At 58.7% G+C, this 26,479-nt stretch carries 23 protein-coding genes and 2 tRNA genes; 2 read left to right on the forward strand and 23 right to left on the reverse strand.

Translation table 11 applies throughout. The features are described from left to right. Positions 1-160: 160 nt before the first annotated feature. The 14 genes from rpsO to rlmE all read right to left on the reverse strand — a co-directional run bounded on the left by rpsO (position 161) and on the right by rlmE (position 13,169). Positions 161-430, reverse strand: coding sequence for a 30S ribosomal protein S15 (rpsO, locus tag PMI24_RS10820; RefSeq protein WP_011332409.1), 270 nt, complete (start codon positions 428-430; stop codon positions 161-163). A gap of 141 nt (positions 431-571) precedes the next feature. After that, positions 572-1,489: a tRNA pseudouridine(55) synthase TruB gene (gene truB, locus PMI24_RS10825; RefSeq protein ID WP_007953739.1), complete on the reverse strand. Its 918-nt coding sequence runs from the start codon at positions 1,487-1,489 to the stop codon at positions 572-574. 4 nt (positions 1,490-1,493) lie between these two features. Next, entirely contained in the window at positions 1,494-1,895 is a 402-nt protein-coding gene (rbfA, locus tag PMI24_RS10830; protein WP_007953741.1) for a 30S ribosome-binding factor RbfA, read from the reverse strand. Between the two features lie 159 nt (positions 1,896-2,054). Continuing rightward, a complete protein-coding gene (infB, locus tag PMI24_RS10835) occupies positions 2,055-4,571 on the reverse strand; it encodes a translation initiation factor IF-2 (RefSeq protein ID WP_007953742.1) in 2,517 nt (838 codons plus the stop codon). Positions 4,572-4,598: 27 nt separating this feature from the next. Then, positions 4,599-6,080 (reverse strand): transcription termination factor NusA, encoded by a 1,482-nt coding sequence (gene nusA, locus PMI24_RS10840; RefSeq protein ID WP_003221546.1) that lies wholly within the window; start codon positions 6,078-6,080, stop codon positions 4,599-4,601. A 47-nt stretch (positions 6,081-6,127) separates the two neighbouring features. After that, positions 6,128-6,586, reverse strand: coding sequence for a ribosome maturation factor RimP (gene rimP / locus PMI24_RS10845; protein WP_039769696.1), 459 nt, complete (start codon positions 6,584-6,586; stop codon positions 6,128-6,130). 138 nt (positions 6,587-6,724) lie between these two features. After that, a tRNA-Met gene (locus PMI24_RS10850) sits at positions 6,725-6,801 on the reverse strand. 97 nt (positions 6,802-6,898) lie between these two features. Continuing rightward, positions 6,899-6,984, reverse strand: a tRNA-Leu gene (locus tag PMI24_RS10855). A gap of 22 nt (positions 6,985-7,006) precedes the next feature. After that, on the reverse strand, positions 7,007-7,390 hold the full coding sequence (secG, locus tag PMI24_RS10860; protein WP_011332406.1) for a preprotein translocase subunit SecG: 384 nt from the start codon (positions 7,388-7,390) through the stop codon (positions 7,007-7,009). A gap of 4 nt (positions 7,391-7,394) precedes the next feature. After that, positions 7,395-8,150, reverse strand: coding sequence for a triose-phosphate isomerase (gene tpiA, locus PMI24_RS10865; protein WP_007953744.1), 756 nt, complete (start codon positions 8,148-8,150; stop codon positions 7,395-7,397). 65 nt (positions 8,151-8,215) lie between these two features. Then, on the reverse strand, positions 8,216-9,553 hold the full coding sequence (gene glmM, locus PMI24_RS10870; RefSeq protein WP_007953745.1) for a phosphoglucosamine mutase: 1,338 nt from the start codon (positions 9,551-9,553) through the stop codon (positions 8,216-8,218). A 16-nt stretch (positions 9,554-9,569) separates the two neighbouring features. Further along, entirely contained in the window at positions 9,570-10,421 is an 852-nt protein-coding gene (gene folP, locus PMI24_RS10875; protein WP_045121717.1) for a dihydropteroate synthase, read from the reverse strand. An 8-nt stretch (positions 10,422-10,429) separates the two neighbouring features. Next, a complete protein-coding gene (gene ftsH / locus PMI24_RS10880) occupies positions 10,430-12,337 on the reverse strand; it encodes an ATP-dependent zinc metalloprotease FtsH (protein WP_011332403.1) in 1,908 nt (635 codons plus the stop codon). A gap of 202 nt (positions 12,338-12,539) precedes the next feature. Then, the gene (gene rlmE, locus PMI24_RS10885; protein ID WP_007953751.1) at positions 12,540-13,169 is read right to left on the reverse strand and encodes a 23S rRNA (uridine(2552)-2'-O)-methyltransferase RlmE; all 630 of its coding nucleotides are present in this window, start codon (positions 13,167-13,169) and stop codon (positions 12,540-12,542) included. Positions 13,170-13,270: 101 nt separating this feature from the next. On the opposite strand from rlmE, the gene PMI24_RS10890 reads away from it, so the two are divergent. Further along, a complete protein-coding gene (locus tag PMI24_RS10890) occupies positions 13,271-13,579 on the forward strand; it encodes a YhbY family RNA-binding protein (RefSeq protein WP_007953753.1) in 309 nt (102 codons plus the stop codon). A 9-nt stretch (positions 13,580-13,588) separates the two neighbouring features. Here the strand turns inward: PMI24_RS10890 and PMI24_RS10895 are convergent, their stop codons facing one another. The 8 genes from PMI24_RS10895 to grpE all read right to left on the reverse strand — a co-directional run bounded on the left by PMI24_RS10895 (position 13,589) and on the right by grpE (position 24,062). Continuing rightward, entirely contained in the window at positions 13,589-13,993 is a 405-nt protein-coding gene (locus PMI24_RS10895; RefSeq protein ID WP_007953755.1) for a hypothetical protein, read from the reverse strand. Positions 13,994-14,021: 28 nt separating this feature from the next. Beyond that, positions 14,022-14,498: a transcription elongation factor GreA gene (gene greA, locus PMI24_RS10900; RefSeq protein ID WP_007953757.1), complete on the reverse strand. Its 477-nt coding sequence runs from the start codon at positions 14,496-14,498 to the stop codon at positions 14,022-14,024. Beyond that, the gene (carB, locus tag PMI24_RS10905) at positions 14,495-17,716 is read right to left on the reverse strand and encodes a carbamoyl-phosphate synthase large subunit (RefSeq protein ID WP_007953758.1); all 3,222 of its coding nucleotides are present in this window, start codon (positions 17,714-17,716) and stop codon (positions 14,495-14,497) included. The genes greA and carB overlap by 4 nt, the downstream gene beginning before the upstream one ends. 126 nt (positions 17,717-17,842) lie before the next feature. Further along, complete coding sequence (carA, locus tag PMI24_RS10910; protein ID WP_007953761.1) at positions 17,843-18,979, reverse strand: glutamine-hydrolyzing carbamoyl-phosphate synthase small subunit; 1,137 nt, start codon at positions 18,977-18,979, stop codon at positions 17,843-17,845. Positions 18,980-19,235: 256 nt separating this feature from the next. Then, positions 19,236-20,042, reverse strand: coding sequence for a 4-hydroxy-tetrahydrodipicolinate reductase (gene dapB, locus PMI24_RS10915; RefSeq protein ID WP_007953764.1), 807 nt, complete (start codon positions 20,040-20,042; stop codon positions 19,236-19,238). Positions 20,043-20,051: 9 nt separating this feature from the next. Continuing rightward, entirely contained in the window at positions 20,052-21,176 is a 1,125-nt protein-coding gene (gene dnaJ, locus PMI24_RS10920) for a molecular chaperone DnaJ (protein ID WP_007953765.1), read from the reverse strand. Between the two features lie 297 nt (positions 21,177-21,473). Beyond that, the gene (dnaK, locus tag PMI24_RS10925; protein WP_007953767.1) at positions 21,474-23,390 is read right to left on the reverse strand and encodes a molecular chaperone DnaK; all 1,917 of its coding nucleotides are present in this window, start codon (positions 23,388-23,390) and stop codon (positions 21,474-21,476) included. Between the two features lie 102 nt (positions 23,391-23,492). Then, complete coding sequence (gene grpE, locus PMI24_RS10930) at positions 23,493-24,062, reverse strand: nucleotide exchange factor GrpE (RefSeq protein WP_007953770.1); 570 nt, start codon at positions 24,060-24,062, stop codon at positions 23,493-23,495. A 240-nt stretch (positions 24,063-24,302) separates the two neighbouring features. Between grpE and recN the strand changes: the two genes are divergently transcribed. Then, on the forward strand, positions 24,303-25,976 hold the full coding sequence (gene recN / locus PMI24_RS10935) for a DNA repair protein RecN (protein ID WP_007953772.1): 1,674 nt from the start codon (positions 24,303-24,305) through the stop codon (positions 25,974-25,976). A gap of 75 nt (positions 25,977-26,051) precedes the next feature. On the opposite strand, the gene fur is transcribed toward recN, so the two are convergent. Further along, positions 26,052-26,456: a ferric iron uptake transcriptional regulator gene (gene fur / locus PMI24_RS10940; protein ID WP_007953774.1), complete on the reverse strand. Its 405-nt coding sequence runs from the start codon at positions 26,454-26,456 to the stop codon at positions 26,052-26,054. Between the last annotated feature and the right edge of the window lie 23 nt (positions 26,457-26,479).

Here is a 26,479-nt window from a genome sequence, read left to right on the forward strand (position 1 = left end):
TGGTTTCTTGCGAAATTCTTGGGCAATGTCGGGAATCGGCCCAACGCCTGTCCAGGGTAAAACGTGTATCCAGATAAAACTTGAGGCTGGGAGCCTGCCGGACGCCGGCGGAAACCCGCTGACGTCTGACAGACAACCAACCTCATAGCGCAATCGCTGATTAGCGACGCAGACCCAGGCGAGCGATCAGAGCGCTGTAACGGCTCACGTCCTTGCCTTTCAGGTAGTCCAGCAGCTTGCGACGCTGGTTAACCATGCGGATCAGACCACGACGGGAGTGGTGGTCTTTACCGTTGGCCTTGAAGTGACCTTGCAGTTTGTTGATGTTGGCGGTCAGCAGTGCAACTTGCACTTCTGGCGAACCAGTGTCACCAACAGCTTGCTGGTAGTCGGCAACGATTTGAGCTTTTTCTTGAACGTCGAGAGCCATGAGGCAATCCTTTTATCAGGAAACTGTTTCAAAAACAGTTTCAACAGGCCAGGGACAAATCCCTGTATCTATAAATGAGTAGTGACCGTGCCTGTTGACAGCCACACTCGCCGGCCTGCTGTTACACAGACCGGTTTCCGGTCATTCTGACCGAATCAGTCGACGCGGCGCGATGCGCCCGTCTTCGCTCACTTCACCGATACCGATGAAGCGACCGTTGTGATCCTGTACCCGCACCATGCCAAACTTCGGAGCATCCGGGGCACGTACCGGCTGGCCGTTGAGCCAGTAGAACGCGCTCGCTTCCGAGAACTGCAGCAACGGCCAATCCTGCAGGCCGCTGTCCGATGGCATCAGGAAGCGGTCGACCGCTTCGTTGCCGCCTTCGGCATGTACCGCTTCCAGCTCTTCGAGGGTCACGGTCTGCGCCAGGGTGAAAGGCCCGGCCTGGGTACGACGCAGTTCAGCGACGTACGCACCACAACCGAGTTGCTCACCGATATCCTCCACCAGGGTGCGAATATAGGTGCCCTTGCTGCAATCCACCGCAAGACGCGCAGTATCGCCTTCGAAGGCCAGCAATTCCAAGCGCGCAATAGTAACAGAACGCGGTTCGCGCTCCACTACTTCGCCTGCACGAGCCAACTTGTACAACGGCTGGCCATCACGCTTGAGAGCGGAGTACATCGGCGGTATCTGACTGATTTGCCCACGAAATTTCGGCAGAACCGCTTCAATGTCGGCCTGACCAACGGTCACCGGGCGCTCCTGCAAAACCTCGCCCTCGGCGTCCGCCGTGGTGGTGGTCTTGCCCAGTTGCGCCAGGGTTTCGTAACCCTTGTCGGAATCGAGCAGGTACTGCGAGAACTTGGTCGCCTCGCCAAAGCACAGCGGCAGAACACCGGTGGCCAGTGGGTCGAGACTGCCGGTGTGACCGGCCTTCTCGGCGTTGAGCAACCAGCGAACCTTCTGCAACGCGGCGTTGGAGGTGAACCCCAGCGGCTTGTCGAGCAGGATGATGCCGCTGACGTTACGACGGATACGTTTGACCTGAGCCACCGAGTTACTCCTTGGTGTCTTCGGGTTCTGCCGCAGCCACGTGCTGATTGTCCTCAGCCACGGCGCGCTCGATCAGGGCCGACAGGTGCGCACCACGCACGACGCTTTCGTCGTAGTGGAAGTGCAATTGCGGCACGCTGCGCAGCTTCATTTCGCGGGCCAGCTGCATGCGCAGGAAACCGGCAGCTGCGTTGAGCACCTTGATGCTTTGCGCGATGTCTTCGGCGTTGTCCTGTCCCATCACAGTGATGAAGATCTTCGCGTGACCGACGTCACGGCTGACTTCCACAGCGGTAATGGTGACCAGGCCGACGCGCGGGTCTTTGACTTCACGACGGATCAGCTGGGCCAGCTCACGCTGCATCTGATCGCCGATACGTTGGGTACGGCTGTATTCTTTTGCCATGATTTGTTACCTGTTACTGCCCCGCGGTGAAACCCGCAAGGTCTGAAAGCGGCAAACGCCCGGCCTGACAAAAGCCAGACCGGGCGTTGCGTTTAGAGTCCTGACGCCGTGCCGCGCACTTGCATGCGGCGGCCCGACGTGGCCCTTGAAGTGCGCGAGTCAGAGGCTGCGAGCAACCTGAACCTTCTCGAAGACTTCGATCTTGTCGCCGACTTTGACGTCGTTGTAGCTCTTCACGCCGATACCGCATTCCATGCCGGCACGTACTTCGGAAGCGTCATCCTTGAAGCGGCGCAGGGATTCCAGCTCGCCTTCGAAGATAACGATGTCTTCACGCAGTACACGGATCGGACGGTTACGGTGAACAGTACCCTCGATCACCATGCAGCCGGCGATGGCGCCGAACTTAGGCGAACGGAATACGTCACGGACTTCGGCCACACCGAGGATGTTCTCGCGAACATCGCTGCCAAGCATACCGGTCAGGGCTTTCTTGACGTCTTCGATGATGTCGTAGATCACGTTGTAGTAACGCATGTCCAGACCTTCCTGCTCGACGATCTTCCGTGCGCCGGCATCGGCACGCACGTTGAAGCCGAACAGTACAGCGTTGGAAGCCAGTGCCAGGTTGGCATCGGATTCGGTGATACCACCGACGCCGCCACCGACCACGCGCACTTGCACTTCGTCGTTGCCCAGGCCGTTCAGAGCGCCCTGCAAAGCTTCCAGCGAACCACGGACGTCGGATTTGAGGACGATGTTGAGCGTCTTCTTCTCTTCCTGACCCATGCTTTCGAAGATGTTTTCCAGCTTGCCGGCGTGAGCGCGAGCCAGTTTGACTTCGCGGAACTTGCCTTGACGGAACAGAGCCACTTCACGGGCTTTCTTCTCGTCGGCAACCACGCTCATCTCGTCGCCGGCGTCAGGCGTACCGTCCAGACCGAGGATCTCGACCGGAATGGCCGGGCCCGCTTCCTTGATCGGCTTGCCGTTCTCGTCGAGCATGGCGCGCACGCGGCCATAGTTCGAGCCGACCAGCACCATGTCGCCTTGACGCAGCGTACCGTCCTGAACCAGGACAGTCGCCACCGGGCCACGGCCCTTGTCGAGACGCGATTCAACCACGACACCACGGCCAGGGGCCGAAGGAGTGGCGGTCAGTTCGAGAACTTCGGCCTGCAGCAATACAGCTTCGAGCAGTTCGTCGACGCCGGTACCCATCTTCGCGGAAACCGGAACGAATGGAGTGTCGCCACCCCAGTCTTCAGAGGTCACGCCGTGGGCCGACAGTTCGCTACGGATGCGATCGAGATCTGCACCCGGCTTGTCGATCTTGTTCACCGCAACTACCAGCGGAACACCAGCAGCAACAGCGTGCTGAACAGCTTCGATGGTTTGTGGCATCACACCGTCGTCCGCCGCAACCACCAGGATCACGATGTCCGTCGCCTTGGCACCACGGGCACGCATGGCGGTAAACGCGGCGTGACCAGGGGTGTCGAGGAAGGTGACCATGCCGCGTTCGGTTTCAACGTGGTATGCACCGATGTGCTGGGTGATACCGCCGGCTTCGCCAGCAGCTACCTTGGCACGACGGATGTAGTCGAGCAGCGAGGTCTTACCGTGGTCAACGTGACCCATTACGGTCACAACCGGCGCACGAGGAACCGCTTCACCTTCGAACTTCAGGGACTCGGCCAGGGAATCTTCCAGGGCGGTGTCGCTGACCAGGGTCACTTTGTGGCCCAGTTCTTCGGCTACCAGTTGAGCAGTTTCCTGATCAAGCACCTGGTTGATGGTCGCTGGAGTACCCAGTTTGAACATGAACTTGATGATTTCGGCAGCCTTCACCGACATCTGCTGAGCGAGATCGCCAACAGTGATGGTTTCGCCGATCTTCACTTCACGCACGACAGGGCCGGTAGGGCTCTGGAAACCGTGGGCGTTGCGTTTCTTCAGCTTGGCCTTGCCGCGACCGCCGCGACGGAAGCCATCGCTTTCTTCGTCGGTAGTGCGTGGCGCCACACGTGGAGCCGGAGCCTTTTCCTTGACCGATGCGCGATGCGGAGCGTTTTTGCGCTCGCCATCACCACCGCCACGACGGTTGTTGTCGTCGGCACGTGGCTTGTCCGGACGGCGCTGTTCGTCACGCTTGCGAGTGTCGGCAGCTGGGGCAGCAGCCACAACCGGCGCGGCTTCGCGCACGGGTTCGGCCACTGGCGCAGGAGCAGCGACGGCTTCGGCAGGAGCGGACGGCGCAGCAGGCTGACGACGCGCTTCTTCTTCGGCGCGAACGCGGGCTTCTTCTTCAGCCTTCTGACGGGCAGCATTTTCTACTGCGCGACGTTCATCCAGTTCACGCTTGCGCTCGGCTTCGATTTCTTCCGGGCTACGCTGTACGAAAACTTTCTTCTTGCGGACTTCAACGCTGATGCTTTTGCTGCCAGCCACACGCAGGGTGCTGGTGGTTTTACGCTGCAGCGTGATCTTGCGTGGTTCTTCCACTTTCGCCTTGTGGCTGCTTTTCAAGTGGGTCAGCAGGGATTGCTTCTCACTGTCAGTCACATTTTCTTCGGCGGCGGTGTGCGGCAGACCTGCCTCACGCATCTGCTGCAACAGGCGCTCTACCGGTGTTTTGACCTCATCGGCCAGTTGTTTCACCGTGACTTGCGTCATGCACTTCTCTCCTCAGGCCGCGCCTAATTACTCGAACCAGTGGGCTCGGGCGGCCATGATCAACTTGCCGGCACGATCATCGTCAATGCCGTCGATGTCGAGCAGGTCGTCAATAGACTGCTCGGCCAGGTCTTCGCGGGTAATTACGCCGCGCACCGCCAGTTCCATCGCCAAATCCTTGTCCATACCCTCAAGCGAGAGCAGGTCTTCGGCCGGATGGGCGTCTGCCAGCTTTTCCTCAGTAGCGATGGCTTTGGTCAACAAGCGATCCTTGGCACGAGCGCGAAGCTCGTTGACGATGTCTTCGTCAAAGCCGTCGATGTTGAGCATTTCTTCCAACGGTACGTAGGCAATCTCTTCCAGGCTGGTGAAGCCTTCGTCTACCAGCACCTGAGCCAGTTCTTCGTCGACTTCCAGCTCGTCGATGAAGTTGCGCAGGATGTCGCCGGTTTCCGCTTGCTGCTTAGCCTGGATGTCCGATTCGGTCATCACGTTCAGGGTCCAGCCAGTCAGCTGGCTCGCCAGACGCACGTTCTGACCACCACGACCGATGGCCTGAGCCAGATTGTCTGCGCCAACGGCGATGTCCATGGCGTGGGCATCTTCGTCAACGATGATGGCCGCCACTTCTGCCGGCGACATGGCATTGATCACGAACTGGGCCGGGTTGTCGTCCCACAGGACGATGTCGACACGCTCGCCACCCAACTCGCCCGACACGGCCTGGACGCGCGAACCGCGCATACCGATGCACGCGCCTTGCGGGTCGATGCGTTTGTCCTTGGAACGGACAGCGATCTTGGCCCGCGAACCCGGATCACGGGATGCGGCCATGACTTCGATCAGGCCTTCAGCGATTTCCGGCACCTCGATACGGAACAGCTCGATCAGCATTTCCGGCGCGGTACGCGACAGGATCAACTGAGGGCCGCGGTTCTCGGTGCGGATTTCCTTGAGCAGCGCACGCAGACGCACGCCAACACGGAAGGTTTCGCGAGAGATGATGTCTTCACGGGCCAGCAACGCTTCAGCGTTATTACCCAGGTCGACGATCACGTTGTCGCGGGTCACTTTCTTCACGGTGCCGGAGATGATTTCTCCCAGGCGCTCGCGATAAGCGTCAACCACTTGAGCGCGCTCGGCTTCGCGCACTTTCTGCACGATGACCTGCTTGGCGGTCTGCGCAGCGATGCGGCCGAACTCGATGGACTCGATCTTTTCTTCAACGACGTCGCCAACCTTGGCGCCAGGGTGCGTTTCAGCAACCTTGCTCGGCCAGGTTTCGATGGCCGGATCATCGAGATCATTCTCTTCGACGACCGTCCAGCGACGGAAAGTTTCGTAAGAACCGGTGTGGCGGTTGATTTCCACACGCAGATCAACTTCGTCTTCAAAACGCTTTTTGGTAGCAGTGGCCAGAGCCAGCTCCAGCGCTTCAAAAATTACGCTTGCCGGTACACCCTTTTCATTGGATACCGACTCAACAACCAGCAGTACTTCTTTGCTCATCGTACGCCTCGCCTTTCGCAAGCCATTGGATCCGCGGGATCCGCGTCTCAGTCAAAACTGGGAATAATGTTGGCCTTGTCGATCATATCGATCGGCAACAGGAACTCATGGTCATCTACCTGCACCACGACGTCCTGCTCTTCTACACCGCGCAGAAGGCCCTGAAAGTTGCGTCGACCTTCAAAAGGCGAGCGCAGCTTGATCTTCACTTGTTCACCGACATATTTGGCAAACTGCTCAAGAGTGAACAGTGGGCGTTCCATGCCTGGCGAGGAAACTTCAAGGGTGTATTCAACGGAGATCGGATCTTCAACATCCAGCACACCGCTGATCTGACGGCTGACGATGGCGCAATCGTCCACCAGTACGCCGCCTTCCTTATCGATATAAACGCGCAACATTGAGTGGCGACCTTGAGCCGAAAACTCAATACCCCAGCATTCATAGCCTAGGGCCACGACCACCGGGGCCAGCAAGGCCTGCAACTCTTCTAGCTTGCTCGACACCTGAACCCCCTCGTGCATGTATGTGCATGCTATGCAAAATAAAAAAATGGGCGAAACGCCCATCCTTGAAACGCCGTCGAACAGCGGCGTTGAAAGTGTCCAGCTAACAAAAAGCCCCTTAAAAGGGGCTCCTTAAACTGGTTGCGGGGGCCGGATTTGAACCGACGACCTTCGGGTTATGAGCCCGACGAGCTACCAGACTGCTCCACCCCGCGACAAAGCTGGGGCGGAAGTATACGACCGATCCCTTATAGGGTCAATGTAACCTTCCACCTGCAAGAAAGCCCGCAACAGCGGGCTCTCCTGACTAATTGGTACCGAGAAGGGGACTCGAACCCCTACACCCTATGGGCACAACCACCTCAAGGTTGCGTGTCTACCAATTCCACCACCTCGGCAATACTACGTTTGAAACCCTTCTTACTTCTGCTCTTGAGCTGGAGGTACGTCAGTCGCTGGAGTAGCCGACTTTTGCTCTTGAAGCACCGGGACATCATCAGAAGCCGGTTGTTGCTTTGGAACTTCCAACACTGCCGGGTTTGGCAAACCTGCCTGAGTCAGCTGATGAGCCTTCTCTTTAGCAAAGTAACCTAACCCCAAGCTGGTTATGAAGAAACCGGCGGCAAGTATAGCAGTAAACTTACTAAGAAAGGTAGAGGAACCTTGGCTTCCGAACACAGTATTTGAAGCACCTGCTCCGAAAGACGCGCCAGCGTCCGCACCTTTACCCTGCTGCAGCAAAACCAGAGCAACTACGCCCAATGCACCCAGCAGATGAAAAACGACTACGACTGTTTCCAGCATTTTTTCAGTTTCCCGCGGCGCGACAAATCGCACCGAACTCATCTGCATTCAGGGAAGCTCCACCAATGAGCCCCCCATCGATATCCGGCATGCCGAACAGTTCGACCGCATTGGCCGCCTTCACGCTGCCGCCGTATAGAAGCCGCACACCTCGTGCCACTTCAGAATTCTCTGCCGCCAACTGCTCGCGAATGGCTTTATGCACATCCTGAGCCTGTTGCGGCGTTGCAGTCAGCCCGGTGCCAATCGCCCAGACCGGCTCGTAAGCGATCACTGCGTTGGCAAAAGCACCGACACCCAGCTCCTCGATGATGCTGCCCAGCTGACGCCCGACAACCTCAAGAGTTTTTCCGGCTTCACGCTGCTCCAGGGTCTCCCCTACACACAACACCGGAATCAAGCCACATGCCTGTGCCGCTGCGAACTTGCGATTCAGCATTCCGTCTCGCTCGCCCATGATCTGGCGGCGTTCGGAGTGCCCGACAAGCACCAGGGAACAACCTGCATCCACCAACTGACTCGGCGCAATCTCGCCCGTCAACGCACCTTGCATGGATTCCACCGCAGAATTCTGCGCACCGACCGAAATCGATTTGCCTTTCAAGCCATCAATCACTTGATTGATATACAAGCAAGGCGGGAATACCGCGACATCAACACCGCTTGGCAAGGCCAGATGACGAAGGCCGTTGATCAGCTCAGCGACGCTGGCGCGGGTACCGTGCATCTTCCAGTTACCAGCTACCATAGGGCGACGCATGCTGTACCTCGTCGGTCAAAGTGGGCGCAGATGTTACCCAACACAATCATGGCTGGCAAGCCGAATCAGGCAGAAACTTCAGTTACCAGTTTTGCCAGTTCTTCGGCATAGCCACGAACCTGAGTTTCGTCCTCGCCTTCGACCATCACACGCACCAGAGGCTCTGTCCCGGACTTGCGCAAAAGCACACGACCACGACCCGCCATCGCCTCGGTCACACGCTTGCTGGCTTCCTTCACAGCCGGATGTTCAAGCGGGCTGTCGCCACCACCGAAACGCACATTGATAAGCACCTGAGGACACTTGCGCAGGGCCTGGCGAGTTTGCGCCAAACCTTCGTTACGGGTTTTCAACGCCATCAAAACCTGCAACGCCGCGATGATCGCATCGCCAGTCGTCGTGTGATTGAAGCAGACAACATGTCCGGAGTTCTCGCCCCCGATCAGCCAATCGCGCTCCAGCAATTCGGCAATCACATAGCGGTCGCCGACATTTGCCCGGACAAAAGGAATCCCCAGATCCGCCAGAGCCAGCTCCAGCCCCAGATTACTCATCAGCGTACCGACCACACCGCCCTGCAACTTGCCTCGCTCATGCAGATCGCGCGCAATAATGAAGATCAGCTCATCGCCATCAACAATCGCACCCGTGTGATCAACCATCAACACCCGGTCGCCGTCGCCATCGAATGCGATCCCAAGGTCAGCGTGCTCGGACAGCACCGCCGCCTGCAACTGCCCCATATGAGTGGAGCCACAGTTATCGTTGATGTTCAGACCGTTAGGCTGCGCAGACAGCACCACGACTTCGGCGCCCAGCTCGCGAAAAACGCTAGGTGCGACCTTGTAGGTTGCTCCATGCGCACAGTCGATGACGATCTTGAGACCGGCAAAACTGGTGTTGGTCGGTACGCTGCTTTTGCAGAATTCAATATATCGACCGGAAGCATCGTTGATTCGCGAGACCTTGCCGATCTTGCTCGACTCGACGACCGTCATAGGGGTGTCGAGCAGCTCTTCGATCATCAACTCCAACTCATCCGGCAGCTTGGTACCTCTGCCGGAGAAAAACTTGATGCCGTTATCGTCATGCGGGTTGTGCGATGCGCTGATCACGATTCCGGCCTCGGCCTGAAATGTACGCGACAGGTAGGCAATTGCCGGAGTCGGCATCGGGCCCAGCAGCATCACATCGGCACCTGCGGATGTCAGGCCAGCCTCAAGGGCCGATTCGAACATGTAGCCGGAAATCCGCGTGTCCTTCCCGACCAGCACCTTGCAGGCACCCATCTTGCGAAAGGCCATACCGGCAGCCCAGCCGAGTTTGAGCATGAAGTCAGGAGTAATCGGATATTCCCCGACGCGACCACGAATGCCGTCAGTACCAAAATATTTCTTGCTCATAAGTGCTCCATCATTCTTATTCGGCTGATTCCACGGCTGCGAGCATTCGCACCACGTCCACCGTTTCCGCCACATCATGGACGCGCAATATACGCGCACCTTTCACCGACGCCAGTGCAGCCAGTGCCAAACCACCGTATAGACGCTCACCCACCGGGCGATTCAATGCATGACCGATCATGCTTTTGCGCGAAACGCCCACCAACAGTGGCCGCCCCAGCGCATGCAGGGCTTCCATATGCTTGAACAAGCTTAGATTGTGCTGCAGGGTTTTGGCGAAGCCGAAACCCGGATCAAGAATGATCCGCTCGGCCGGAATACCTGCCAACTCACACTGAGCCATGCGTTCGGCAAGAAACTCACCCACTTCCCGGGTGACATCCTGGTAACGCGGATCATCCTGCATGTCGCCAGGCTCGCCGAGCATATGCATCAGGCATACAGGCAACCCGGTGGCAGCAGCAGCATCCAGCGCGCCATCCCGCCGTAGCGAACGAACGTCGTTGATCAAACCGGCACCCAACCGCGCCGTTTCGCGCATGACCGCCGGAGTGGACGTATCGACCGATATGACCACATCCAGTTCGCGGTTGATCAGCTCGACGACGGGAGCGACACGCTCCAGCTCCTCCAATGGAGAAACCGCCCGCGCGCCGGGCCGGGTTGACTCCCCGCCCACATCGATCAGCGTTGCACCCGCCGCAACCATGGCTTCGGCATGACGCAAGGCCGCATCGAGCTGGCTGTATCGGCCACCGTCGGAAAAAGAATCGGGAGTGACATTGAGAATGCCCATGACATGCGTCCGGGCCAAATCAAGAACCCGGTTGCCGCAAGGCAACCGGGTCAGGGACTGTACAGAAGTCATTTCAAACCTTAAACGTCGGCAGCCGGGCCGCCAATCGGTGTTTCCGGACGCTCGCCCTGAATGACAGGAGGCGTGCCAGTACCGGTACCACCCGACCAGTCGCGAGGCTCGCGAGGTGTACGACCGGCCATGATGTCGTCGATCTGCTCGGCATCGATCGTCTCGTACTTCATCAGGGCATCCGCCATCGCATCGAGCTTGTCGCGATTGTCCGTAAGGATCTGCTTGGCGGTGCCGTAGCACTGATCGATGATGCTGCGTACTTCGGAGTCGATCAGCTTGGCTGTCTCACCGGAGAAGCTGGCATTCTGACCGCCACCACCGCGACCGAGGAATACTTCACCCTCTTCTTCGGCGTACATCAACGGACCGAGTTTTTCCGACAGGCCCCACTTGGTCACCATGTTCCGCGCAATCTGACTCGCACGCATGATGTCGTTGGAGGCACCAGTCGTCACACCATCAAAGCCCAAAGTCATTTCTTCGGCAATGCGACCGCCGTACAGCGAGCAGATCTGACTGATCAGCGCACGCTTGGACAGGCTGTAGCGATCTTCTTCCGGCAGGAACATGGTCACACCCAGCGCACGACCGCGCGGGATAATCGACACCTTGTAGACCGGATCATGCTCGGGCACGACGCGACCAACAATGGCATGGCCTGCTTCGTGATAAGCGGTGTTCTGCTTTTCCTTCTCGGACATGACCATGGATTTGCGCTCGGCGCCCATCATGATCTTGTCTTTGGCCAGTTCGAATTCCTTCATTTCGACGATGCGCTTGCCGGCACGGGCAGCGAACAGCGAAGCCTCGTTGACCAGGTTCGCCAGATCGGCACCGGAGAAGCCCGGAGTACCACGTGCGATAACCGCCGGAGCAACGTCGTCACCCATTGGCACTTTACGCATGTGAACCTTGAGGATCTGCTCGCGACCACGGATGTCCGGCAGACCGACCACCACCTGACGGTCGAAACGACCCGGACGCAGCAGAGCCGGGTCCAGTACATCAGGACGGTTGGTTGCGGCGATGACGATGATGCCGTCATTCATTTCGAAACCGTCCATCTCGACCAGCAACTGGTTGAGAGTCTGTTCGCGCTCGTCGTGACCACCACCCATGCCGGCGCCACGATGGCGACCCACGGCGTCGATCTCGTCGATGAAGATAATGCATGGAGCGTGTTTCTTGGCCTGTTCGAACATGTCACGAACGCGGCTGGCACCGACACCGACGAACATTTCGACGAAGTCGGAACCGGAAATGGTGAAGAACGGCACTTTGGCTTCGCCGGCAATCGCCTTGGCCAGCAAGGTTTTACCGGTACCCGGAGGACCGACCATCAGCACGCCACGAGGAATGCGACCACCCAGACGCTGGAACTTGCCCGGATCACGGAGGAACTCGACCAGCTCGCCCACTTCTTCCTTGGCTTCGTCGCAACCGGCAACGTCAGCCAGTGTGGTTTTCACCTGATCTTCGGACAGCAGACGCGCCTTGCTCTTGCCAAAGCTCATCGGGCCGCCCTTGCCACCCGCGCCGCCCTGCATCTGGCGCATGAAGAACATGAACACCGCGATGATCACCAGGATCGGGAAGCTGGCCACCAGGAGCTGGGTCCAGATGCTTTGCTGCTCAGGCTGCTTGCCTTCGACCACAACGTGGTTGTCGACCAGGTCGCCAATCAGGCCATTGTCCTGGATTGCCGGACGAATGGTCTTGAAGCTGTCGCCATCGTTGCGTTTGCCGGTAATTACGTAGCCGTCGACGGCCACGCGCTCGACCTTGCCATCCTTGACCTGCTGGATGAAGTCGGAATAGTTGAGGGTCTGCGGCTCGTTAGGGCTGGAGAAGTTGTTCATCACCGTCACCAGGACAGCCGCGATGATCAACCACAGGATCAGATTCTTTGCCATATCGTTCAATTAACTACCCTCTGAAGCAAGCTCCGCTACTGGCGCGCGCTTCGCATGATATTCACCGGCCTAACTTACTACATTACCTACAGCTCTGGCAGGCGCCGTCTGTAACCCTTTGTGAAACACTTTCTACACAATATTCGCTTATGCGCGCGGGGCGAAATACGAAAAACCTATCACCCCGCCAAAAAACCTCGTTTTACTCGCTACGACCGCGGTAGCCCCAAGCCAGCATGTACTGCTCGCGAGAGCTGCCACGAGAGGAGTCCGGCTTGATCATCTGGATCTTGTCGAACTTCTTGCGAGCGTCCTTCAGGTAAACATCGAACCCTTCGCCCTGAAAAATCTTGATCACGAAATTGCCACCCGGCTTGAGTATCCGTTCCGCCAGATCAAGCGCCAGCTCGCAAAGGAACATGGCTTTTGGCATGTCCACTTCAGGCGTACCACTCATATTGGGGGCCATATCGGAAATCACAAGGTCCACCTGCGAATTACCCACAGCCTCAAGGATCTGAGCGAGCACTGCGTCCTCGGTGAAGTCACCCTGGATGAAAGTGACGTCCGGAATGCTGTCCATTTCCAGGATGTCCGAGGCGATCAGTCGCCCCTGACCACCGATCAGCCGGCTGGTGACCTGCGACCAGCCGCCAGGCGCCGCGCCGAGGTCGACGACATTCATGCCCGGACGGATCAGTTTGTATTTCTCCTGGATCTCCAGAAGCTTGTAACTCGCACGCGAGCGGTAGCCATCCTTCTGCGCTTGCTTCACATAGGGATCATTGACATGTCTTTTCAGCCAACCAAGGCTTGTCTTGGAACGCGCCATTGGGCACCTCGTTGATTAGGGTCGTGATTAATTGGGCGGATCCACGAGCCCTCGGGTAAAATGGCCGCCATTTTACAGAATCCAGACGAAAGGGTCAGATTATGCCGCTCACTCCAGAGCAGAAGAAACAGTACAAATCCATCGGCCACCACCTGAAACCAGTTCTGACTGTGGCTGACAACGGTTTGACTGAGGGTGTTTTAGCCGAACTCGAACGCGCATTGGCAGATCACGAGTTGATCAAGATCAAGCTCAACATCCTCGATCGCGAGGCGCGCCTGGCGTCCGTTGCAGAGCTGTGCAAGACCGGCAAGGCCGATCTGGTTCAAGTCATCGGCAAGATGGCACTGATTTACCGCAAGAACTTCAGCGTCAACAAGCAGCTGTCGAACGTCCATCGCTTCAAGTGATGGCAAGGGTCAAGGGTGTGCTTCGCGCACCCTGCCACTCCATCCCGGCACCGGCTGCAATACCAGCACCAACCCGGAAAAACCCAACACAAGAAAGCTGAACACCTGCCAGCGCTGCGCATCCGGCCAGCCGACACGCACTGCGACAAACATCGCACACGCATACAACGCCATCAGCAACACCTGCCCGCGAAAATCTCGCCATAGACTGGCAAGGCCCTCGGCCTGTACCAGCACCAAAGCCTGAAATATCACGCACGCGACGGCAAAACCCACCACCGCCACTTCAAACGTACTTGCAACCTCATCGATCAGCAGCGGCGCCAGGCCAATTTGACCCAGCACCGGGCGCAGACCGAGATGTACCAGCCACAGGCCACCGACCCACAACATCTGGGCCAGTTGCCAGAGCATCGCGCCCGCATGCAGCGGGCGCCCACCCTCAGATGTGACGGACTTCGACAATCTCGTACTCGATATCGCCACCTGGCGTTTTCACGACGACCGTATCGCCCTCTTCCTTGGCAATCAAGGCGCGAGCGATCGGCGAGCCGACCGAAATCTTGCCGAGTTTGATGTCCGCCTCATCCTCACCCACGATCTGGTAAGTCACGCTTTCATCAGTCTCGACGTTGGCGATTTCGACGGTGGTGCCGAAAATCACTTTGCCAGTGTGCGGAATGGTTGTCACATCGATGATCACCGCGTTCTGCAGGCGACCTTCGATATCACGGATCCGCGCCTCGACCATGCCTTGCTGTTCGCGCGCGGCATGGTATTCAGCGTTTTCTTTCAAGTCACCCAACTCGCGGGCCGTACCGATGTCCTGGCTGAGCTTCGGACGAACGACCTTGGTCAGGTGAGCATGCTCTTCTTCCAGGGCCTTGGAGCCCTGGACGGTCATTGGGTATTTATTCATGCCTTCAATCCTGCGTGTAGATCCTGCAAGCGGCGTACGGTCTTCTCGGGACCGAACTTCAGCGCTTCACAGATAGCTTCGCCAGCAGCAATGGTGGTGGTGCAGTAAATCTTGTGCTGCAGGGCGTTACGGCGAATGGAATAGGAATCGGCGATCGACTGGCGACCTTCGGTGGTGTTGATGATCAGGGTGACTTCGTCATTCTTGATCATGTCGACCACGTGCGGACGACCCTCGGTCACCTTGTTCACGCGACGCACTTTCAGACCTGCTGCTTCGATCAGCTTGGCAGTGCCGGCAGTGGCGACGACTTCGAAGCCCAAGTTGATCAGATCACGAGCCACGCCTGCAACCAGCGGCTTGTCATCGTCGCGTACGCTGATGAATGCGGTACCGCCGGTCGGCAGCACTTCGCTGGCACCCATCTGGGCTTTGGCAAAGGCTTCGCCGAAGGTATCGCCGACGCCCATCACTTCACCGGTGGACTTCATCTCTGGGCCGAGGATCGGGTCAACGCCAGGGAATTTGGCGAACGGGAACACCGCCTCTTTCACGCTGTAGAAGTTCGGGATGATTTCCTTGGTGAAGCCGATTTCCTTCAGGGTTTTACCGGCCATCACGCGAGCCGCGATCATCGCCAGGGAAACACCGATGCACTTCGACACGAACGGTACGGTACGGGAAGCACGCGGGTTGACTTCGATGACGTAGATGTCTTCGCCTTGCAGCGCCAACTGAACGTTCATCAGGCCGACCACGCCCAGCTCCAGGGCCATTTTCTTGACCTGTTCGCGCATCTCGTCCTGGATGTGTGCCGGCAGCGAGTACGGCGGCAGCGAGCACGCGGAGTCACCGGAGTGAACGCCAGCCTGTTCGATGTGCTGCATGATCGCGCCGATCACTACGTCCTTGCCGTCGCAGACCGCATCCACGTCCATCTCGATGGCGCAGTTGAGGAAGTGGTCGAGCAGCACCGGGCTGTCGTTCGACACTTGCACCGCGTCACGCAGGTAACGCTTGAGTTCTTCTTCCTTGTAGACGATTTCCATCGCCCGGCCGCCCAGTACGTAGGACGGACGCACCACCAGCGGGTAACCGATTTTCGCAGCAGCGCGAACGGCTTCGTCTTCGCTGCGCACGGTGGCGTTTGGCGGCTGACGCAGGTTCAGGCGCTCAACCATTTGCTGGAAGCGCTCACGGTCTTCGGCACGGTCGATGGCGTCAGGGCTGGTGCCGATAATCGGCACGCCGGCTGCTTCCAGGGCGCGAGCCAGTTTCAGAGGAGTCTGGCCACCGTACTGCACGATCACGCCTTTCGGCTTCTCGACGCGGCAGATTTCCAGCACGTCTTCCAGGGTCACCGGCTCGAAGTACAGACGGTCGGAAGTGTCGTAGTCAGTGGAAACGGTTTCCGGGTTGCAGTTGACCATGATGGTCTCGTAACCGTCATCGCGCAGCGCCAGTGCCGCGTGTACGCAGCAGTAGTCGAACTCGATGCCCTGACCGATACGGTTCGGGCCACCGCCGAGGATGATGATCTTGTCGCGACCGGACGGCGCGGCTTCGCACTCTTCCTCGTAGGTCGAGTACAGGTAGGCGGTGTCGGTGGCGAACTCAGCCGCGCAGGTGTCGACGCGCTTGTAGACCGGGAACACTTCCAGCTTGTGGCGGTGAGTGCGCAGGTTCTTCTCGGTGACGCCCAGCAGCTTGGCCAGACGCTGGTCGGAGAAACCTTTGCGCTTGAGCTTGTACATCAGGTCGCGGTCGATAGCGGACAGACCGAGGGTCTTGACCTTTTCTTCGTCCTTGATCAGATCTTCGATCTGTACCAGGAACCACGGATCGATCATGTTCATGCCGAAGATTTCTTCGACGGTCATGCCAGCGCGGAAGGCGTCCGCCACGTACCAGATACGCTCGGCGCCCGGCACGGTCAGTTCGCGCTTGAGCACGCTCATGCTTTCCGGGTTGCTCAGGTCGACCTTCTCGTCCAGACCGCAAACACCCACTTCCAGACCGCGCAGAGCTTTCTGCAGGGATTCCTGGAAGGTACGGCCGATGGCCATGACTTCACCGACCGACTTCATCTGAGTGGTCAGGCGCGCGTCAGCGTTGGCGAACTTCTCGAAAGCGAAGCGCGGCAGCTTGGTCACGACATAGTCGATGGACGGCTCGAAGGACGCCGGGGTACGGCCGCCAGTGATGTCGTTCTGCAGTTCGTCGAGGGTGTAACCGACTGCCAGCTTGGCCGCGATCTTGGCGATCGGGAAGCCGGTGGCTTTCGAGGCCAGAGCCGACGAGCGGGATACACGCGGGTTCATTTCGATCACGACCATGCGGCCAGTGTCCGGGCAGATGCCGAACTGAACGTTGGAACCGCCGGTCTCGACGCCGATCTCGCGCAGTACCGCCAGCGAGGCGTTACGCAGGATCTGGTATTCCTTGTCGGTCAGGGTCTGAGCCGGGGCAACGGTGATCGAGTCACCGGTGTGCACGCCCATCGGGTCGAAGTTTTCGATCGAGCAGACGATGATGCAGTTGTCCTTTTTGTCGCGGACAACTTCCATTTCATATTCTTTCCAGCCGATCAGCGATTCGTCGATCAGCAGCTCTTTGGTTGGCGACAGGTCCAGACCACGGGCGCAGATTTCTTCGAACTCTTCACGGTTGTAAGCGATACCGCCACCGGTGCCGCCCATGGTGAAGGACGGACGGATGATGCACGGGAAGCCCAGGCGCTCGAGCACCGCGTTGGCTTCTTCCATGCTGTGGGCGATGCCGGAACGCGGGCATTCCAGGCCGATGGCTTTCATCGCCTTGTCGAAACGCGAACGGTCTTCAGCCTTGTCGATGGTGTCGGCGTTGGCACCGATCATCTCTACGCCGAACTTCTCCAGAACGCCTTCGCGCTCCAGGTCCAGGGCGCAGTTCAGAGCAGTCTGGCCGCCCATGGTTGGCAGCACCGCATCCGGACGCTCTTTTTCGATGATCTTGGCAACGGTCTGCCACTTGATCGGCTCGATGTAGGTCGCATCGGCCATGTCCGGGTCGGTCATGATGGTGGCCGGGTTGGAGTTCACCAGGATGACGCGGTAACCCTCTTCGCGCAGGGCTTTACAGGCCTGGGCGCCGGAGTAGTCGAATTCGCAGGCCTGGCCGATAACGATCGGGCCAGCGCCGAGAATCAGGATGCTTTTAATGTCTGTACGTTTTGGCATGGGTTTGTCACTCAAATCCGCAGGTCAGTCGGCAAGCCGTCTTGATCGATTTCTGAAGTCCCGAGGGGGCCGCCGGTTCCGGGGCCGCCCTCGAGGGGCTTCTCGCTACAGTCTCAAGGCGAGCGCTTAGCGTCGCTTGGCCATCTCGTTGATGAAGCGGTCAAACAGAGGGGCCACATCGTTCGGGCCCGGGCTCGCTTCAGGGTGACCCTGGAAGCTGAACGCGCTCTTGTCGGTGCGTTCGATACCTTGCAGGGTGCCGTCGAACAGCGATTTGTGGATCGCGCGGACGTTGGCTGGCAGGGTTTCTTCGTCTACCGCAAAACCGTGGTTCTGGCTGGTGATCATCACGACGCCAGTGTCCAGATCCTGAACCGGGTGGTTGGCACCGTGGTGACCGTGGCCCATTTTCAGGGTCTTGGCGCCGGAGGCCAGAGCCAGCAGCTGGTGACCGAGGCAGATGCCGAAGACCGGAATTTCGGTTTCCAGCACTTCCTTGATTGCCTTGATCGCGTAGTCACATGGCTCCGGATCACCAGGGCCGTTGGACAGGAACACGCCGTCCGGTTTCAGAGCCAATACGTCGGCAGCCGGGGTTTGTGCCGGAACGACAGTGACACGGCAGCCGCGCTCGACCAGCATGCGCAGGATGTTGACCTTGACGCCGTAGTCGTAGGCAACCACGTGGTATGGCAGCTCGGAGGCTTCGATGGTCGCGTGGCTATCGGTTTTCAGATCCCAGACAGTGGAGCGCCATTCGTATTGGGTCTTGGTGCTGACGACTTTCGCCAGGTCCATGCCCTTCAGGCCCGGGAAGCCTTGCGCCGCGGCGATGGCCGCTTCTTCGGAGATGTTGTCGCCGGCCATGATGCAGCCGTTCTGTGCGCCTTTTTCACGCAGGATGCGGGTCAGGCGGCGGGTGTCGATACCGGCGATCGCCACAACATTGTTGGCTTTCAGGTAATCGGACAGGGACATCGTGTTACGCCAGTTGCTCGCTACCAGCGGCAGGTCACGGATGACCAGGCCAGCGGACCAGACGCGGTCGGACTCGGCGTCTTCCGGCGTGGTGCCGGTGTTGCCGATGTGCGGGTAAGTCAGGGTAACGATCTGTTGGGCGTAGGAAGGATCGGTAAGGATTTCCTGATAGCCGGTCATTGCGGTGTTGAACACCACCTCACCAACGGTCTGACCGTCGGCTCCAATGGCTTCGCCGCGAAAAATGCTGCCATCAGCAAGGGCGAGTATGGCTGGCTTAGTCAAGAAGACCTCCCGTAAATAACGCATGAAAGGGCAATCGCAGGTTGTAAAAAAGCGGAGTGACGTATGGACACGTCACCCCGCTTCTTCACTGAATTATTCTGCGCGCTTTTAGTGGACACACTAAAGCTGTAGCTTACAGAAAAAGGGATTTTTGGTCTACCGCCAATGAGGCCGAAAGGCCGGAGAATGCGACAGGGCGTCGCTCGGCGGAGCAAAACCGGCACAAACAGGGCGTTTGCGCCGGCTTCAGAACATCTCAATGCAGGTCGAGCACGTCCTGCATGTCGTACAAACCAGGCTCACGAGCATCCAGCCACAACGCCGCACGCACCGCGCCCTTGGCAAACGTCATGCGGCTCGAAGCCTTGTGTGTGATCTCCAGGCGCTCACCTTCGCAAGCAAACAGCACCGTGTGATCACCCACCACATCACCACCGCGAACAGTGGCGAAACCGATGGTTTCACGCTCACGGGCACCGGTGTGGCCTTCACGACCATAAACCGCGACTTTCTGCAGATCACGATCCAGCGCATTGGCAATCACTTCACCCATGCGCAGGGCCGTGCCCGACGGCGCATCGATCTTGTGACGGTGATGGGCTTCGATGATTTCGATGTCCGCATCTTCCGCCAACACCCGCGCCGCCATGTCGAGCAGCTTCAGCGATAGGTTGACGCCGACACTGAAGTTGGCCGCGAACACGATCGGAATATCCTTGCCCGCCTCGGCCAGCAACTGCTTCTGCGCAGCGTCCAGCCCGGTCGTGCCGATCACCATCGCCTTGCCGGCCTTGCGGCAGAAGGCCAGGTTTTTCAGCATGACTTCCGGCAGGGTGAAGTCGATCAACACATCGAACTCTTCCGCCACCGATTCCAGATTCCCGGACAGCGGCACGCCGATTCGACCCAGCGAAGCCAGCTCACCGGCATCCACACCGATCAGCGTACTGCCAGGGCGGACAATCGCGGCCGTCAGACCGGTCAACGGCGCGCGTTGCTGCACCGCCTCGACCAGAATCTTGCCCATGCGCCCGGCAGCGCCCATCACAGCTATACGTCGCATGCCGTCTCCTTACAGATCGCCGAAGAAGCGTTTCACACCGTCGAACCAACCGGTGGTTTTCGGGGAGTGACTGTTGTCGTCCGCCAGGGAGCTGCGGAACTCTTCCAGCAGTTCACGCTGACGACGGTTCAGATTGACCGGTGTTTCGACGGCCACACGACACATCAGGTCGCCCGCACCACCGCCACGCACTGGCGCAACGCCTTTGCCGCGTACGCGGAACTGCTTGCCGGTCTGAGTCCCTTCCGGAATCTTCAGTTTGACGCGACCGTCGAGGGTCGGAATTTCCAGTTCGCCGCCCAGGGCTGCGTCGACGAAGCTGATCGGCACTTCGCAGAACAGGTGCTTGCCGTCGCGCTGGAAGATGTCGTGCTCGCGGACGTTGATCACCACGTACAGGTCGCCGGTCGGGCCACCCTGAGTACCCGCCTCGCCTTCGCCGGACAGACGAATGCGGTCACCAGTGTCGACACCAGCCGGCACTTTGACGGAGAGGGTTTTGTATTCTTCAACGCGACCGTCACCGTGGCAGGAATCGCACGGATCGGAAATGATCTTGCCCTGGCCATGGCAACGCGGGCAGGTCTGCTGCACCGAGAAGAAGCCTTGCTGCATGCGCACCTGACCGATGCCGCCGCAAGTCGGGCAAGTCGAAGGCGACGAGCCTTTCTTGGCACCCGAGCCATCGCAAGGCTTGCAGTTGACCAGTGTCGGAACGCGGATATTCACGGTAGTACCGCGCACCGCTTCTTCCAGGTTCAGCTCCAGGGTGTAGCGCAAATCGCTGCCACGCTGGGCGCCGCCACGGGAACCGCCGCGACCACCACCGAAGAAGTCACTGAAGACATCGCCGAAGATGTCGGAGAAGTTCTGACCACCGAAGCCTGCACCGCCGCCACCCATGCTCGGGTCGACGCCGGCATGACCGTACTGGTCGTACGCCGCACGCTTGCTGGAATCGGACAGCACTTCGTAGGCTTCGTTGGCCTCTTTGAACAGCTCTTCCGACGCTTTGTCATCGGGATTACGGTCCGGGTGATGCTTCATCGCCAGACGGCGATAGGCCTTTTTCAGGTCTGCTTCGCTTGAGCCGCGCTCAACACCCAACACTTCGTAATAGTCACGCTTAGCCATAAGTTCTTCATACTCTTGAGGACGTTCGGCAAACCCCTCCTGAGCTTCGCCAAACTCGTTGAGCCCCAATACAGGCCCGGACCCAACTCACGTCAATTCAACGATCCTGGTCTTTGATTCATGCGGTACTTTCGGCGCGAAAAGCAGGAGCATCTTCGGCCATACCACCAGCATCCGAACCTTGTCGCATGCTGTAAAAATTCGCGTATTCCAGATACGCCAACGCGGGAGCAAGCTCCCGCGCGGCGACATCCTACCAGTCAGTGCCCAAAGGCAGTCAACCGGCCGACCAACAACTTACTTGTGGTCTTTGACTTCTTCGAACTCGGCATCGACAACATCGTCAGCCTTTTCAGCTTTCTCGTCTTGCGGTGCCGCGCCTTCAGCAGGCTGAGCCTGTTCGGCGTACATCTTCTGGGCAACCGGCGCAGAAACTTTCGACAGCTCTTCAACCTTGGCGTCGATGGCAGCCTTGTCGTCGCCTTTGACGGCAGCTTCCAGGGCAACCACGGCCGCTTCGATTGCAGTCTTCTCTTCTGCAGTCACTTTGTCGCCAGCGTCAGCGATCATCTTGCGAGTCGAGTGAACCAGTGCATCACCCTGGTTACGGGCAGCGGCCAGCTCTTCGAACTTGCGGTCTTCCTCGGCATTGGCCTCGGCGTCACGCACCATGCGCTCGATTTCTTCGTCGGACAGACCGGAGTTGGCCTTGATCACGATCGACTGGGTCTTGCCGGTAGCCTTGTCCTTCGCACCTACGTGCAGGATGCCGTTGGCGTCGATGTCGAAGGTCACTTCGATCTGCGGCACGCCACGTGGAGCTGGTGGAATGTCGGCCAGGTCGAACTTGCCCAGAGACTTGTTCTGTGCGGCTTGCTTGCGCTCGCCTTGCAGGACGTGAATGGTCACGGCGCCCTGGTTGTCGTCGGCAGTCGAGAACACTTGCGATTTCTTGGTAGGAATCGTGGTGTTTTTCTCGATCAGCGCGGTCATCACGCCACCCATGGTTTCGATACCCAGGGTCAGCGGGCTGACGTCGAGCAGCAGAACGTCTTTCACGTCACCGGCCAGAACGGCGCCCTGGATGGCAGCACCCATGGCAACGGCTTCGTCCGGGTTCACGTCTTTACGGGCTTCTTTACCGAAGAAATCGGTCACCAGCTTCTGAACCAGCGGCATACGGGTCTGACCGCCGACCAGGATTACGTCGTTGATCGCGCCAACATCCAGACCAGCGTCTTTCATGGCGATGCGGCAAGGCTCGATGGTGCGCTGAACCAGGTCTTCAACCAGTGCTTCGAGCTTGGCACGCGAGATCTTCACGTTCAGGTGCTTAGGACCGGTGGCGTCTGCAGTGATGTACGGCAGGTTCACGTCGGTCGACTGAGCGGACGACAGCTCGATCTTGGCTTTCTCGGCAGCTTCTTTCAGACGCTGCATCGCCAGCGGGTCACCCTTCAGGTTCATGCCGCTTTCTTTCTTGAATTCGTCGACGAGGTAGTCGATCAGACGAATGTCGAAGTCTTCACCGCCCAGGAACGTGTCACCGTTGGTGGCCAACACTTCGAACTGGTGCTCGCCGTCAACTTCAGCGATCTCGATCACGGAAACGTCGAAAGTACCGCCACCCAGGTCATAAACGATCACGGTGTGATCGCCCTTGGCCTTGTCCATACCGTAAGCCAGAGCGGCTGCGGTTGGTTCGTTGATGATACGTTTTACGTCCAGACCCGCGATGCGGCCGGCGTCTTTGGTCGCCTGACGCTGACTGTCGTTGAAGTAGGCCGGAACGGTGATCACCGCTTCGGTCACTGCTTCGCCGAGGTAGTCTTCGGCGGTCTTCTTCATTTTCTTCAGAATTTCAGCCGAGATTTGTGGCGGAGCCATTTTCTGGCCGTTCACTTCAACCCAGGCGTCACCGTTGTCAGCCTTGGCGATCTTGTAAGGAACCATCTGAATGTCTTTCTGTACCACTTCTTCTTCGAAGCGGCGACCGATCAGACGCTTTACCGCGTACAGGGTGTTGTGCGGGTTGGTCACTGCCTGACGCTTGGCGGACTGGCCGACCAGGATTTCGCCATCGTTGGCGTAAGCGATGATCGACGGCGTGGTACGCGCGCCTTCGGCGTTTTCAATAACTTTGGCTACGCCGTTTTCAAGAATGGAGACGCAGGAGTTGGTAGTCCCCAGGTCGATACCGATAATTTTGCCCATGTTCACTCTCCCGAAACTTTGGATTTGGTTGCCGCAGTGGTTGTGGCCAACTGCGGTAGCACTTAAACGCTTGACTTCTAAATGGGGGCCTTGCGGCTAATTTCAAGCCTTCTCGTCAATCGAAGGCGAAACTGGCGCCGGCGCCTTGCTGACCACGACCATTGCCGGACGCAGCAGGCGACCGTTGAGCTGGTAGCCCTTCTGGAACACCTTCAGAATGCTGTTCGGCTCAAGGTCTGCACTTTCCTGCATGGCCATTGCCTGATGTTCCACGGCGTTGAACGGCTCGCCTTCCTGCGGGGCCACAGCGACAAGCTGATAGCGCGCAAGGGTGTCGTGAAACATTTTCAGGGTCAGCTCGATGCCTTCACGCATCGGACGGATGCTCTCGTCATCCGGGTTCGACAGCTCGAGGCCGCGCTCCAGGCTGTCGACGATCGGCAGCAGGTCGCCGGCGAATTTTTCCAGCGCAAACTTGTGCGCCTTTTCGACATCCTGCTCGGCACGGCGGCGGACGTTCTGCAGATCGGCAGCTACGCGCAGCGATTGATCCTGCGCGGCGGCCAATTGCTCTTCGAGCACTTGTACACGGGTCGCCAGGTCATCACCCGAAGTCTCGGGCGCCTGATTGGCTTCTGGATTTTGCGTATCTACTGTCTGTTCGTCAGCCATAGAATTCTCCTTTCAATATCGTCCGCGAGTTCGATTCGCGCTTCTGCCCCGGTATATGGGGCCGCAAAATCAGGCTTCAAGGGCTGACAATGATTAACCCTACAAAAAAGTGCTGCATTGTCATTCCCGGGCGCGATAAGCATTTGATCGGATCATCCCCATCGAGCTAAGCAAGGGCATTGTCAGTCCGAAACAAAACACTGTATAAATAACCAGACCTGAAGCCTGGGAGCGGCCTTTATGCTGGTGCACCTGTCCGTACACAACTACGCCATCGTTGAACATCTCGATCTCGAACTCGATCGCGGCATGAGCGTGATTACCGGGGAAACCGGCGCCGGCAAGTCGATCATGCTCGACGCCCTGGGCCTGACGCTCGGTGATCGCGCCGACAGCGGCGTGGTTCGACCGGGTGCCGACAAGGCCGACATCCTGGCGACCTTCGACCTGGTCGACATCCCCGAGGCCAGTGCCTGGCTGGCGGAACGCGACCTGGAAATCGACGGCCCGTGCATCCTGCGCCGGGTCATCACTTCCGAAGGTCGCTCACGCGGCTATATAAACGGCACGCCCTGTCCGCTTGGCGATCTCAAGGCACTCGGCGAGCTGCTGATCGACATCCACAGTCAGCACGAACACCAATCCCTGCTCAAGGCCGACACCCACCGGCGCCTGCTCGACGAGTACGCCGGGGCCACCGATCTGGCGCGACAGGTGCATCTGGCCGCCCAGCGCTGGCGCCAGACTCGTCAGGAGCTGGAACGCCTGTCCAACTCCGGCGACGAACAGCGCGCGCGCCATCAACTGCTCAGCTACCAGCTCGAAGAACTGGAAAACCTCGGCCTCGGTGAAAACGAGCTGGAAGAACTGGAGCAGGAACACAAGAACCTGACCAACGCCGAAACCCTGCTCGGCATCTGCCGACAAGTGGTCGAGCAATGCAGCGAAAGCGATTCCGGCAACGTGCTGAATGCCCTGACGGCCAGCCTCAATCGCCTATCGAGCGTGAACAATTCGGTCGGCGCGCTGGGCGAGGCGAGCAGCCTGCTGACCAGCGCGCAGATCCAGGTCGAAGAAGCCGTCGGCGAACTCAATCGTTTTCTCGACAACTTCGATGCCGATCCGGCGCGCCTGCAATATCTGGAAGAACGTCTGGACTCCATCTACACGCTGGCACGCAAACACCGCATTCAGCCGACGGAAGTGGCGGAGATGCAGCAGAAGCTGCTCGACGAAATCGAAGCCCTCGATGCCAACGATGAATCCATTGAACGCCTCGCGGAAGAACTCGGATCCTATGCCCGCCACTATCAGGAAAAGGCCCGGGAGCTGAGCGAGCTGCGTCATCAGGCGGCCGGCAGCCTGGCCAGCGCGGTGGAGCAGGAGATTCATCGCCTGGGCATGCCCGGCGGTCGCTTCACCATCGAATTGCGCGCCAACAACAGCAGCGAACTGCAACCCAATGGCCTGGAGCAAGTCGAGCTACTGGTCAGCGCCAACCCGGGCCAACCGTTGAAGGCCCTGGCCAAAGTGGCGTCCGGCGGTGAGCTGTCACGGATCAGCCTGGCCATCCAGGTGATCACCGCCCAGACCTCTCGCGTTCCGACGCTGGTGTTCGACGAAGTGGACGTGGGGATTGGCGGTCCGACGGCCGAAATCGTCGGCCAGTTGCTGCGTCGTCTCGGCGATCGCGGGCAGGTACTGACGGTCACGCACCTGCCGCAAGTCGCGGCTCAGGGGCATCAGCATCTGTTCGTGCACAAGGTGCGTGGCGAACAGGCCACTCACACAGCCGTTTCGAAACTGAGCAAGAATGACCGGATAGAAGAAGTTGCGCGGATGCTTGGCGGCATCGATCTGACCAAAGAGTCCTTGGCGCACGCGAAAAAGATGGTCGTTACCGCAAAGGTTTAAGCACCGCAGAAAGCACGAAGGCGACCCTTGGGTCGCCTTCGCTCGTTTCGCGAACCTGAAATTCGCGCGACATGCTTATTTTTTCTTGCGTACGTACAGCACCAGGTTGTGATCCACCAACTCGACACCGTGCTCCTCGGCGATTGCCTTCTGGAGTTTTTCGATTTCGGTGCTGACGAATTCGATAACCTCACCGGATTCCACGTTGACCATATGGTCGTGGTGGCCACCGTCGGCCAATTCGAATACCGCGTGGCCGCCGTCGAAGTTGTGACGGACCACGAGGCCAGCCGCTTCGAACTGGGTCAGAACACGGTAAACCGTGGCCAGACCGACGTCCTCGCCAGCTTCCATCAACGCCTTGTAGACGTCCTCGGCACTCATGTGACGCTGCTCTGTAGAGTCGAGCATTTGCAGGATCTTGACCCGTGGCAGGGTCACTTTGAGGCCGGCTTTGCGTAGTTCGCTATTTTCAACCATGGTCAGCTTTCTCGCGATGCTGC

The sequence above is a fragment of the Pseudomonas sp. GM25 genome (assembly GCF_000282255.1).
Lineage (GTDB): Bacteria > Pseudomonadota > Gammaproteobacteria > Pseudomonadales > Pseudomonadaceae > Aquipseudomonas > Aquipseudomonas aphyarum.